Below are 12975 nucleotides of genomic sequence, written 5' to 3'. Positions count from 1 at the left end.
TGTAATAACCTATCTACAAATTACTTTCAAGTGTCATTAATCATTTGTCACTTAATCAATGATTAATGACTAATAGCTAATGGTTTGAGTAGATTTTTCTCTACCAATAACTCCGCGATTTGTATTGCATTCAATGCTGCACCTTTGCGGATTTGGTCACCACACAACCATAATTCCAAGCCACAAGGATGAGAAATATCCTGACGAATTCTTCCCACTAAAACTTCATCTTTACCTGTTGCTTCAATTGGCATCGGAAAATGATTAGTTCCCCAATCTTCGACCAATTTCACTCCAGGGGAGGATTTTAAAATTTCTCTGGCTTCCTTCGCACTAAAGGGAGTCTCAAATTCTAAATTAATCGCTTCTGAGTGGGCGCGGAGTACGGGAACCCGTATACAGGTTGCAGTAATTCTGATTTGCTGCGTACCAAATATTTTTCGGGTTTCATTGACCATTTTCATTTCTTCCTCACAATAACCCAAATCGTTTAATGGGGAGTTATGCGGGAATAAATTAAATGCCAATGGGTAAGGCAATATTTCGGCAATTGGCGGCTGTCCTTGTAGTATAGCGCTTGTTTGGGCTTTGACTTCTGCCATTGCTCGAGCACCAGCACCACTGGCAGATTGGTAGGTTGAGGCGACAATGCGTTGCACTGGTTTAACTTTATGCAATGGCCAGACTACCAAAGTCATTAAAATTGTTGTGCAGTTAGGGTTAGCAATAATGCCTTGGTGATTAGCTGCGGCTAGTGGGTTCACCTCTGGCACTACTAAGGGAACTTCCGGGTTCATCCGAAAGGCACTGGAGTTGTCAATTACCACTGCCCCCTTTTGCACAGCAATTGCTGCCCAAGTTTTGGATGTGGAACCACCGGCACTAGCTAGTACTATATCGACATTTTCAAAGGCGCGATCGCTCACTGCTTCTACTGGGATATTTTCCCCTTTAAACGGCAGCGATCGCCCGACACTGCGTTCTGATGCCAATAACTTCAGGTTAGCAATCGGAAAATTACGGCTTTCTAATAATTCCAGCAACTCTGTGCCAACTGCACCAGTCGCCCCCAAAATAGCTAAACGATACGATTTTGACAACCTTGTTTCCTCCTTTAAGAGATTTTAGGCAATTTCTGGGAACAATTGACAATTTACTTATATTTAAATACCGATCGCAATCTGGAAATACATTTTGAATAGATTTATATTTTCTCTAATTTAGTCTATCTCTATATATCTAATACATTTATTTTCTTGGCTATTTATTAAGTTAAGTGATGTTGCATTTTACAACGGCTATTCAATTTATCCATCGATTTTAACTATATATTATTATACAATAAACCGCCATTTAGCAGAAAAATTGAGATATATATCTGCACTTAAACGTTTAACACGCATCCCACGTCTAAGGCAACCAACCTCTTCGCTGCAAACTTGCTTACCCAGATGATCAATATAGTACAATCGAAATGCATAAAACCAGCACAACATAAAACTGAGCTAGGCGGCTAGGCAACAGATGCGCTCTCGTACCACAACTTAATAATAGCTAGACTCAACACTATAACTTTAACTTGGGGGTACTAACCACTCGCTGATAACCAGGATATCACAGCGTTAGCCCACTGAATAATTAATTCTTGAGTTCAGGGGGAGTGGGCAGTAGGGAGACGAAGCAAGAAAGAATAACTAATACCAATGCCCAATGCCCAATGCCCAATGCCCAATGCCCAATGCCCAATGCCCAATGCCCAATGCCCAATGCCCAATACTTCTCTACGAGAGGCTGTGCCAACGACTCCGCTCAGTACAAGTGCCCAATGCCCTATTAACTAAATTGTTATGAAGGTAAAATGTCAAGTCCTTGGTGATTGGCAGTAAACTGGATCTTTGCCCCAAGACAAACATCCATCCTTGGATGTGATCAGACCTTTTGGCAAACTCCCATTCCCTTAAGAGACATCAAGCCATAAACGCGAACAATTATTGCGTCTTGTGTGTACTCAAAGTATAAAATACCAGAAAACTAGAGACGAAGCATGAAAGTCACCCAGGAAAAACTTCCCGCCAGCCAAATTGGACTGGAAATAGAGATTACACCGGAAATTACCAAGCAAACTTACGAAAAGGTAATTAAAAACTTAGCGAGTACTGCCAATATTCCTGGGTTTCGTAAAGGCAAGGTGCCTCGGCCGATATTACTACAAAGGCTGGGTACAACTCGAATCAAGGCAGCAGCGCTGGAAGAACTAATTCAAGATGGCATTGAGCAAGCAGTCAAACAAGAAGCGATTACAGCAATCGGCCAGCCGCAATTGCGCTCTGACTTTGAGGATTTGATTAAGAATTATGAACCTGGAAAACCTCTGACGATTTCGGCTGCTGTGGATGTAGAACCAGAAGTGAATCTAGTGCAGTACACTGATTTGCAAGCGAAAGCTGAAGAAGTCAATTACGATCCAGAACGAGTGGAGAACACGCTAGAGAAGGAACGTACAGAATTAGCGACATTGATTCCTGTGGAAGGACGTCCAGCCCAAATCGGCGATATCGCTGTAGTCGATTTTAAAGGTGTATTCTCCAAAATTGAGGGCGAAGAGGAAACAGCCGAACCAGAACCGATTCCGGGAGCCGAAGCAACTGATTTTCAAGTTGAGTTGCAGGAAGATAAGTTTATTCCAGGGTTTATTTTGGGAATAGTCGGGATGAATCCTGAAGAAACCAAAGAAATTGCGGCGCAGTTCCCAGATCCCTATGCTAATCAAGATTTAGCTGGAAAAGGGGCAACTTTCACAGTAACGCTCAAAGAACTGAAGGAAAAGGAGCTACCAGAAGTAAATGACGATTTCGCCCAAGAAATCAGCGATTTTGAAACTTTAGAAGAGTTACGCGCTTCTTTGGTAGAGCGATATCAAAAAGAGGCGGACGACAAAACAAAAACAAATAAGCAGGAAGCTTTGTTAACGGAACTGCTCAACCACGTAGAAGTTGACTTACCAGCAACATTGATTGACCAAGAAGTGGATGCGATGTTAACGCAAACAGCAATGCGCCTGTCTCAGCAGGGATTGGATGTGAAGAATTTGTTTACTCAAGATATTATTGCTCAGTTGCGGGAGCGATCGCGCACTGAGGCAATTGAACGCATCAAACGCTCCTTATCCTTACGGGAAATCGGGAAACGCGAATCTATCCAGGTAACACCAGAAGAAATTGCAGCCAGAGTCACAGAGCTTTTGCAGCAATACCCGGAAGAAAAAGAGGTTGATGAAGATAGACTGCGCTCAATCGTGGAAAACGAACTATTAACCGAAAAAATCATTGATTGGCTCTTAGAACACTCCTCAGTTGAACTTGTACCCGAAGGCTCGTTGAGTGCCACAGAGGAAACGGAAGCCGCAGAATCAGATGTTGATGCTGATGCACCTCAGACTGAGCCAGAAAACAGCGAAGCTTCCACAGAAGTCACAGAAGGATAATCAAAAATTCCACAGCCATGAGTTCACCAGTTCTGAGTTAAAGTACTGGTGAAATGGGTAAGGTAAAGGAGATGAGGGAGCAGGAGGAGATGAAAGACCACTGCCTCTTGACTTCTGAGAATTCCGGGATGAAGCCAGAATAATTAAAGAATTGATGAATTTTCCGCAAATAGTCACACCTGTTATTACCTGAGCTTGATACTGTGTTAGACGAGGGGAAATTATATGAGGCATAATGGTTAATACGTAGCTTAGAAAAATCCCATTCGTCGAAAAGGCAGCATAATGCTGCTGAAACATTTGTCCTAAATTATCGTCAAAGAAAGCTTGTATGCTTCTATCGCAGTCGGGAAATTACCCCATCAGCAACTTAAGTCGAATCAAGATTAACTCCCAGTTAAGCAGCCCTAGCAACATCGTGCCGATGGTGATAGAACAATCTGGCATGGGAGAAAGGGCTTTCGACATCTACTCCCGCCTGCTGCGAGAGCGGATTATCTTTTTGGGAACGCCAATAGACGATGCCGTAGCCAACTCAATTGTGGCTCAGTTGTTATTCCTAGATGCTGAAGACTCAGAAAAGGACATCCAACTGTATGTTAATTCTCCTGGCGGCTCGGTCTACGCAGGGATGGCAATCTATGATACAATACAGCAAATTCGCCCTGATGTTGTTACCATCTGTTTTGGATTAGCCGCGAGCATGGGGGCATTTTTGTTGACAGCAGGAGCTGCCGGTAAGCGAATGTCTCTGCCCGACTCCCGGATTATGATTCACCAACCACTTGGTGGCGCTCAAGGTCAAGCCATTGACATTGAAATTCAAGCCAGAGAAATTCTTTACATTAAGGCTAAGTTGAATCAGTTAATGGCTCATCATACTGGTCAAGCCTTAGAAAGAATTGAAGCAGATACTGAGCGCGACTTTTTTATGTCGGCAGATGAAGCGAAGAATTACGGTTTGATTGATCAGGTCATTTCCAGGCAAAATCTTCCCACAGCAGGGGAAAACGTCACCATTCTGAAATAAGAGGCTGGTATGTCTAAGTACGACTCCCATTTAAAATGTTCATTCTGTGGCAAGTCTCAAGAGCAGGTGCGTAAATTAATCGCAGGGCCGGGAGTCTACATCTGCGATGAATGCGTTGACTTGTGTAATGAAATACTGGACGAGGAGTTACTCGATACCAATGGTGCGGCAGCACAACCAGCACCAAGAGCAGAACCACCTGAAAAACGGCGTACTCACTCTTCTAGTATTTCGTTTAATCAAATACCCAAGCCAACAGAGATCAAAAAGTATCTAGACGAACACGTTATTGGTCAAGACGAAGCCAAGAAAGTGCTGTCAGTAGCTGTTTACAATCACTACAAGCGGCTGGCGGTTATTCAGTCTAAAGCTAGTGGCAAACCTGGGGCGGATGATGCAATCGAACTGCAAAAATCCAACATTTTGTTAATTGGCCCGACTGGTTGCGGCAAAACTCTCTTAGCGCAAACCCTAGCAAAAATCTTGGATGTACCCTTTGCCGTCGCTGATGCTACGACGCTGACGGAAGCGGGGTATGTGGGAGAAGATGTAGAAAATATTTTGCTGCGACTGTTGCAGGTGGCAGATTTGGATATAGAGGAGGCACAACGGGGAATTATTTATATTGACGAAATTGATAAGATTGCGCGTAAAAGCGAGAACACGTCAATTACCCGCGATGTTTCTGGCGAAGGTGTGCAGCAAGCTTTGCTGAAAATGTTGGAGGGAACGATCGCCAATGTACCACCCCAAGGAGGGCGCAAACATCCCTATCAAGACTGCATCCAAATTGATACAAGTAATATCTTGTTCGTCTGTGGTGGTGCCTTTGTGGGCTTAGAAAAGATTGTAGATCAGAGAGTTGGCAAAAAAGCAATCGGCTTTGTGCAACCGGGAGAAGGACAATCGAAGGAGAAACGAGCCGCAGACACTCTTCGCAGTCTAGAACCGGATGATTTAGTAAAATTTGGCATGATTCCAGAATTTATTGGGCGCGTGCCAATGGTAGCAGTAGTAGATCCGCTAGATGAAGAAACGCTGATGGCGATTCTCACCCAACCACGCAGCGCCTTAGTCAAGCAGTACCAAAAGCTGCTGAAGATGGATAATGTCCAGCTAGATTTTAAACCAGATGCTTTGCGAGCGATCGCTCAAGAAGCCTACCGCCGTAAAACTGGTGCTAGAGCATTACGTGGTATTGTCGAAGAACTGATGCTGGATGTAATGTACGAGTTACCATCCCGTAAGGATGTGACACGCTGTACAATAACACGGGAAATGGTCGAGAAGCGATCGACTGCCGAACTAATAATACATCCATCTTCACTACCGAAACCCGAATCAGCCTAAATCAGTGCTGAGTAAAGTTAGGAGTAAAGCAGTGGAGAATGAGTAATTAACTCCCAACTCTCAACTCCCAACTCCTAACCCTTCTCTACGAGACGCTGCGCGAACGGCAGGCTCAGGGCATCGCTCCTAACTTCTAACTCCTAACTATCAAAAATGCCTTATATTAATGTTCGTGGCGTTGAGCATTACTACGAATGGGTGAAAAAACCATCTGGTTCTTTGGTAAAACCAGTGATGGTTTTTATGCATGGTTGGGCTGGTTCGGCTAGATATTGGCAAAATATCGCTGATGCTTTATCGGAGCAATTTGATTGTTTACTCTACGATTTGCGAGGATTTGGCCGTTCTCGTGGAAAGCCAACCATAGCCCAAGCAAGTGAAGCTGTTGCTGAGTCTGAGTCCCCCCAGGAAGAATCAGAGGCAATCAGAGAATTAACCTATGAATTAGAGGAATACGCTGATGATTTGGCAGCTTTGTTAGATGGGTTGCATATTCAGCGTCTGTATATCCATGCTCACTCGATGGGCGCATCTGTTGCCACTTTATTTTTTAACCGCTATCCCGAACGAGTAGAACGAGGAATTTTAACTTGTAGCGGTATTTTTGAGTACGACGAAAAATCCTTTAGTGCCTTTCATAAATTCGGTGGTTATGTAGTTAAATTCCGTCCCAAGTGGTTAAGCAAAATCCCATTTGTTGACCGAATGTTTATGTCACGATTTTTGCATAGTTCCATACCACATTCTGAGCGTCAAGCTTTTTTGCAAGATTTTCTGGAAGCAGATTACGATGCGGCTTTAGGGACAATTTTTACTTCAGTCAGTAAGGCTCAAGCTGAGTTTATGCCGCAAGAGTTTGCCAAGTTGACAGTGCCAACTCTACTTGTGGCGGGGGAATATGACAAGATTATTCCAGCTGAGATGGGGCGTCAAGCAGCAGCACTGAGTAACAAAGTTGAATTTACGATGATTCCGGGTACAGCGCATTTCCCAATGTTGGAAGATGCACCAACTTATCTGCAACGGGTACAAGAGTTTTTGCAAATTTCCATGCCAGAACCACAGGTGTAATAACTTGTTAATCTCGTTGTTGAGCTTTCGTTTTTGATTGAGATATTTATTATCTGTTATCGTATCAGAGTTAATTCCCAAAAGTTATTTTCGGATAATCGGCACAAATTCGGCAACAGCGTCGTACTGGTCAGGATGTCCGATATTTTGTCGCAACAAAGCTGGGTCTAAATTCGGGAAGAAACTACTACGGTTTACTTGTTCATATTCGCCACCCGGATTTAAACCGAATATTTTTATCTGGTCAGATTTCCAGAACCAAACTTCAGGCACTTTCTTGGGTTTGTATAACTCTTTTCGGTTAATGGTGCCACTAGTAACAACAACTTCAATAACAATGTCTAGCGTTTCTTTATTGCTGCCAATGCAGTAAGATTCATCTGGTGTGCCAGAAGCATACCCAGATTCTTCTAGAGTAAAACCACCACGACCGTAGAACCGAATTTCCAACTCTCTCATATAAGCTTCTAGCAAATAGCTGAGAGTTCTTTTTACGTACTCATGTTTTTCACGAATGGGCGACATAATTTCTAATATTCCTGACAAATAAGAGAGTCGGATATTGCGGTTGTCCTTTAACTGTGCCTCAATACCTTTGAATTCCTCCCAAGAAACATCTGCGACGGTCACTAGTTTCTCTTGTATGGGATGGTCTAGAAGTGGGATACTCATATCGCCTCTCAACAGTTCTCCACAATCATAATCCTGAGTGATTTATTGGGTGTGTCCGCCTATGCCATTCTTACCCTTTGGATTAACTCAAACCCAGTTCTCGTTTTAGCAAGTTAATCGAGTTAATACCGATATAATTCTCAACCTTAATCAGCTTCGGTGGACGAATAATATCTTCATCGGCTGCTTGCACTGCTGCTTGCACTGCCGCAAAACTGGCTTGGTCACTTATGATTACCTCAGCCCGTTTAACCATTGCTTGAAGTTTATAAGCATCTTTTGGTTGCGAAGTCATCACCAGTAGTTCATCCCCCCGCAGACCGTGGAGGATGACTTCTGCGGCGCGGGCAATCCCGGAACTGAGGCTAACTATGCCTACACAGTTTTCTTTTGGTAGGGTTTTCAATAGGCTGAGTTCTTTGCTGTAGTCGTAGATATCCAGAGGAATTACCCGTGCAGCTTTAGGTGCTGCGATCGCTTCCACATTACTGATAAAATACCGACTTGTGACTACTGTCGCTGAAGTAGTTTTATCTAGCGCAGCTGTTAATTCGTCCATTGCTACTAACTGGACTGGTATTTTCAGAGCTCGTTCTAATTCATACACCATCAACTCACCAGCACCCATGTCATAAGATGGAACTGCAACCAGTACTCGCGCACTACAACGCAAGCGCCAGTCAATTTCCGCTAAAAATAGCTCTCTGGCTTGATTCAGTGAACATCCTTGGGAAAGCAAATCATCAAGTGCTTTCTGGACAACTTGATAAGCATTAGGATTTTGTTTGAGAATTGGTGATTGCAGCCTACTACCGCCCTCATGACCTTGGGGACGAACATAAATTCCTGAACCAGCCATACTTTCAACAAATCCGTCTTCCTCCAGTTGACGGTAAACTTTGCTAATGGTATTACGGTGTAATCCCGTTTGCATTGCTAGCGCTCGTGTACTTGGCAATTTGTAAGCAGGGGGATATTGCCGGGAAGCGATCGCAAACCGGATTTGATTAAACAGCTGGGTTGATGCGGGAATTTCGCTGTCTGGCTGAATACGGAATTGAATCATCAGCAAACCTCCTGAATACTAAGTGGGGAGTGGGGAGTGGGGAGTGGTGATTGGGGAGTATTAAGTGTTGTTTTCCTACTCAGCACGGGCTAAACGCCGCGCTACCAGCACTTTTAACTCAGCACTCTTTTGGTGTTTAGCTGCATTTATTACATATAAAAAATTTTATTTACATATAAAGTTTTTTTGGTAAAAATTTCTAATGCGCTGATTATTGGTAATTGATAATTTAATTGGAAAAAACCTGGACATACTGGCATAGTTATATCAAATAAACACACGGCTAATCACATAGCACTGGTAATAATTATTATGACAGAGCAAGCAATAATTACCACAACAGTTAATCTTTTGCAAGATAATGTTCAAGTGTCTGCTTATCTGGCAGAGCCAAAAGAATCTGGACTTTATCCAGGAGTGGTGGTATTACAAGAGATTTTTGGTGTCAATGTTCACATTCGGGAAGTTACAGAACGGATTGCCAAACTCGGATATGTAGCGATCGCACCTGCGCTTTTTGACCGTGTTGCTCCTGGTTTTGAAACCGGATATACACCCGAAGATATAGAAACGGGCAGAAGCTACGCCATGCAAACTCAAGCATCAGAGTTATCGAGCGATATTCAATTAGCAATTGACTACCTCAAAAATCTGCCTCAAGTGAAGAAAAAAGATGGTTTTGGCTGTATTGGCTTCTGCTTTGGCGGTCACGTCGCATATCTTGCAGCCACCTTGCCAGATATTAAAGCTACGGCTTCCTTCTACGGTGCTGGAATTAGCACGCGCACACTAGGAGTTGGCGCTCCTACTCTCACCCGCACCAGAGAAATAACGGGTACTCTCTATGCCTTTTTTGGTAAAGAAGATGCTAGTATCCCATCTGAACAAGTAGATGAGATTGAAGCAGAGTTAGAAAAATATAAAATTCCTCATCGTGTGTTTCGCTACGATGGAGCTGGTCACGGATTTTTCTGTGACCTTCGTGCCAGTTATAATCCTAAAGCTGCTGCCGATGCTTGGGAGCAAGTGAAACAACTCTTTAGTCAACTGAACTGAAGCATACACAGCCAAGTTCGTTTTTTGTCATTTGTCATTAGTAATAACCACAATGCTGTGTATAACTTTTACTCAAACTTAAGCCTTCAGCCCTCTTCCATCAGAGGGAATGGAGAAAATTCAAAGCCTCTCTCGTTTTAGGAGAAAGGTCAGAATATTAAGTTGCACATCGGCTAACTACAGATAAATGACAAAGGACAAATAACAATCTAAACTCCAGTGGCATCAGATCAAATAACAATTAATCTTCAAAAGTCATGAATTCCGAATCGAAACTTTCTCAAACAGCCAATTCGTCGTTTACGATGGACGATTTTGCCAAAGCACTAGAAATACACGACTACCAGTTTCAAAAGGGACAGGTTGTACATGGCAAAGTGTTCCAACTTGATCACGATGGAGCCTATGTTGATATTGGTGGCAAGTCGTCAGCTTTTCTGCCGCGCGATGAGGCTTCTTTGAGAGCAGTTACCGATTTATCGGAGGTGTTGCCATTGCAAGAGGAAATGCAGTTTTTGATTATTCGAGATCAGGATGCAGAAGGTCAAGTCACCCTTTCTCGAAAGCAGTTGGAAATTCAGCAAATCTGGCAACGACTGACCGAAATGCAGGAAAATGCTCAAACTGTGCAAGTACGGGTTATGGGTGTGAATAAAGGTGGTGTCACCGTCGATATTCTTTCTTTGCGGGGATTTATTCCGCGATCGCACCTGGCCGAGCGTGATAATTTAGAAGCACTCAAAGGTCAAAATCTAACTGTGGGTTTTTTGGAAATTAATCGCAACACCAACAAACTCATCCTTTCCCAGCGTTTAGCAACTCGTTCTAGCAACTTCAGCTTGTTAGAAATAGGTCAGTTGGTGGAAGGTAAAGTTACTGGCATCAAACCTTTTGGTGTATTTGTCGATTTAAGTGGGATGGGCGCTTTGCTTCATATCAAGCAGGTAAGCCAAAAGTTCATTGAATCTCTAGAAAAGGTATTTAAAGTTGGTCAGCCAATTAAAGCTGTAATTATTGACTTGGATGAGGGTAAAGGGCGGGTTGCTCTTTCTACCAGAGTTTTGGAAAACTTCCCTGGCGAAGTGCTAGAGAATTTTGATGAGGTGATGGCTTCGGCTGAAGCGCGTGCCAATAGAGCTAATAACAAAGCATCTGAATAGTTTTGAGATGGGCTTGATCAATAATCCAAGTTATGGGTTTTATAATTCCCCCTGCATCTACAAAGATGTGGGGGGATTTGATATTGGGAAAACTTTTCACAGACTTGCTTTCTAGCCTCTGGCTGAAAATGCGAGTAATACCAAGTTGCGATAGATAGTATTATTTGCTCAAAAGTTAGTCCAGTAGCGGCCTTGATTCCAAACAAGACTAACTTTGGCAACTTGGTATAAAGCAGTATTTCAACTCAAACAAGTAACTCGTGAGTTAGGAGTCAGACCGCTTCGCTTGCTGCTTATGATCGAGGCTATGGTAACGCCAAATTTGTCCAAGCAACGGAGGAAATTGACGTAGACCTGTTGCTACGTTTAGCTTCAAACCGATGTGTGTGGGGTATACCCGATGCTTATAAGGGAAGAGGTGCTCCGTGCAAGCCGCCCAAGGGCATCAGCCATCTCCGCGTCCCCGTTATCCCTCTGTCAAAAAACACTCATCTAAAAAACCTAAAACCGAAGAATCACTTAAGAATGCTGATCTAACTGCTGCTTAGTTTCTACTTCTTTTTCAACGATTCAACTTAACTCAGCCTCTATAAGAAGTTGGGTAACTTTCTCTTGCCTTCTATATCATTGCTGCTAAATGCCAATTAGTCCAAACTCAAGTACTAACAAAATATGGCGAATATTTTTAAAAATTAATAAATCGCTAAAAGCCTTGTTAAATAAAAATTTCAGATTTTGCGTTGCCGAAAGTGACGAAAGAGGGCTAACAGCAGTAGCAATTTATTTCCCATTAGGGGAATAGCATCCAGTACTCATGTAAATATTCTCATCATGAGAATTGCTGTATAGTTTGAGGTATGCCAGATTATACTCTCAAGAGTTGCTCTATGATTACTCTACCTGGTATTACCATCCAAGATAAGATATACGAAAGTTCTAATTCTTTAGTGTATCGGGGCATCAGAGATGATGGAGTGGCGATCATCGCAAAAATACTCAAGCAAGATTATCCGTCTCCTCAAGAACTGACCCGCTACAGACAGGAATATAAAATTACTCGTTTCCTCAACTTGGAAGGAGTTATCAAGGCATACAGCCAGCAGGATTATCGACGCACTCTGGTAATTCTCTTAGAAGATTTTGGCGGAGAGTCCCTAGAGCAATGGATGCAAAAGCGCCCAGAGAAGTTCTGCCCTTACCCCTTATCCACTTTTCTTGGTCTTGCGATCGCCCTCACAGACATTCTTGGTAGAATCCATACAGCTAATGTCATTCATAAAGATATCAATCCGGGAAACATTGTTCTCAATCCAGATACTGGCGTTGTCAAAATCATTGACTTCGGGATTGCTACCCAATTTAATCGCACGAATCCGACTTTCAAAAGTCTTCATGTGTTAGAAGGCACACTCGCCTACCTGTCTCCAGAGCAAACAGGGCGCATGAACCGTTTGCTTGATTACCGCACCGATTTTTACTCCCTTGGTGTAACGTTCTACGAACTTCTAACTGGACATCTGCCGTTTCCGATCACAGACATTCTTGAGCTAGTTCATTGTCATATTGCTAAAGCGCCTGTTCCACCTCACGAACTGAATGCAGCGATCCCTAAAGCCGTTTCAGATATCGTTTTGAAATTGATGGCGAAAAACGCAGAGGATCGCTATCAGAGTGCTTGGGGAATCAAAGCGGATTTAGAATTTTGTGCTTACCAAATAGAAGAAATTGGTCAAATTGGTAACATTCAAATGGGTCTTCAAGACGTTTGGGATCAGTTTCAAATTCCTCAAAAACTGTATGGACGGGACAAGGAAGTTGCAATGTTATTGGCGGCTTTTGACCGCGTTGCTTCTTCACAAAACACTTCAAAACAGGAATCAACAGATAACTCAACATTCAAAGTCGAAATGATGTTGGTATCTGGCTATGCTGGAATTGGAAAGTCAGCATTAGTACAGGAAATTTATAAACCCATTACCCAAAAGCGCGGTTATTTTATCTCTGGTAAATTCGACCAATTTGGGCGCAATATTCCTTACAGCGCGATCGCAGATGCCCTGCAAAAATTAGTGCAGCAACTACTCGG

12 protein-coding genes are annotated in these 12975 nt (G+C 43.0%); 9 read left to right on the top strand and 3 right to left on the bottom strand.

What is annotated here, in order from left to right; translation table 11 throughout:
- Positions 1-62 precede the first annotated feature (62 nt).
- Positions 63-1100: an aspartate-semialdehyde dehydrogenase gene (locus V7K15_RS07355; protein ID WP_334904387.1), complete on the bottom strand. Its 1038-nt coding sequence runs from the start codon at positions 1098-1100 to the stop codon at positions 63-65.
- Positions 1101-1703: 603 nt separating this feature from the next.
- Here V7K15_RS07355 and V7K15_RS07350 point away from each other — a divergent pair.
- The 5 genes from V7K15_RS07350 (at position 1704) to V7K15_RS07330 (ending at position 6935) form a co-directional block, all read left to right on the top strand.
- Positions 1704-1841 (top strand): hypothetical protein, encoded by a 138-nt coding sequence (locus V7K15_RS07350; protein ID WP_334904385.1) that lies wholly within the window; start codon positions 1704-1706, stop codon positions 1839-1841.
- A 203-nt stretch (positions 1842-2044) separates the two neighbouring features.
- A complete protein-coding gene (tig, locus tag V7K15_RS07345; RefSeq protein WP_334904383.1) occupies positions 2045-3484 on the top strand; it encodes a trigger factor in 1440 nt (479 codons plus the stop codon).
- A 331-nt stretch (positions 3485-3815) separates the two neighbouring features.
- Positions 3816-4514 (top strand): ATP-dependent Clp endopeptidase proteolytic subunit ClpP, encoded by a 699-nt coding sequence (gene clpP, locus V7K15_RS07340; RefSeq protein ID WP_334904381.1) that lies wholly within the window; start codon positions 3816-3818, stop codon positions 4512-4514.
- Between the two features lie 9 nt (positions 4515-4523).
- The gene (gene clpX / locus V7K15_RS07335) at positions 4524-5864 is read left to right on the top strand and encodes an ATP-dependent protease ATP-binding subunit ClpX (protein WP_334904379.1); all 1341 of its coding nucleotides are present in this window, start codon (positions 4524-4526) and stop codon (positions 5862-5864) included.
- Positions 5865-6017: 153 nt separating this feature from the next.
- Positions 6018-6935 (top strand): alpha/beta fold hydrolase, encoded by a 918-nt coding sequence (locus tag V7K15_RS07330; RefSeq protein ID WP_334904377.1) that lies wholly within the window; start codon positions 6018-6020, stop codon positions 6933-6935.
- A gap of 84 nt (positions 6936-7019) precedes the next feature.
- Here V7K15_RS07330 and V7K15_RS07325 read toward each other — a convergent pair whose 3' ends face one another.
- Complete coding sequence (locus tag V7K15_RS07325) at positions 7020-7607, bottom strand: Uma2 family endonuclease (protein ID WP_334904375.1); 588 nt, start codon at positions 7605-7607, stop codon at positions 7020-7022.
- An 82-nt stretch (positions 7608-7689) separates the two neighbouring features.
- Positions 7690-8673 carry a GntR family transcriptional regulator gene (locus tag V7K15_RS07320; RefSeq protein ID WP_334904373.1) on the bottom strand — a complete coding sequence of 328 codons (984 nt, stop codon included), beginning with the start codon at positions 8671-8673 and terminating at the stop codon, positions 7690-7692.
- A 312-nt stretch (positions 8674-8985) separates the two neighbouring features.
- Here V7K15_RS07320 and V7K15_RS07315 point away from each other — a divergent pair, with 312 nt between their 5' ends.
- The 4 genes from V7K15_RS07315 to V7K15_RS07300 form a co-directional block, all read left to right on the top strand.
- Positions 8986-9729 (top strand): dienelactone hydrolase family protein, encoded by a 744-nt coding sequence (locus V7K15_RS07315; protein WP_334904371.1) that lies wholly within the window; start codon positions 8986-8988, stop codon positions 9727-9729.
- A 257-nt stretch (positions 9730-9986) separates the two neighbouring features.
- Positions 9987-10889 (top strand): S1 RNA-binding domain-containing protein, encoded by a 903-nt coding sequence (locus tag V7K15_RS07310; RefSeq protein ID WP_334904369.1) that lies wholly within the window; start codon positions 9987-9989, stop codon positions 10887-10889.
- Between the two features lie 425 nt (positions 10890-11314).
- A complete protein-coding gene (locus V7K15_RS07305) occupies positions 11315-11437 on the top strand; it encodes a hypothetical protein (RefSeq protein ID WP_334904367.1) in 123 nt (40 codons plus the stop codon).
- A gap of 339 nt (positions 11438-11776) precedes the next feature.
- Positions 11777-12975 (top strand): protein kinase domain-containing protein (locus V7K15_RS07300; protein WP_334904365.1); only part of this gene is annotated, 1199 nt, incomplete at its 3' end.

Origin of the sequence: Nostoc sp. (assembly GCF_036919815.1) — a bacterium.
GTDB lineage: Bacteria > Cyanobacteriota > Cyanobacteriia > Cyanobacteriales > Nostocaceae > Nostoc.
Note: the sequence above shows the minus strand (reverse complement) of the source record. Positions and strands in the feature narration are given on the sequence as shown.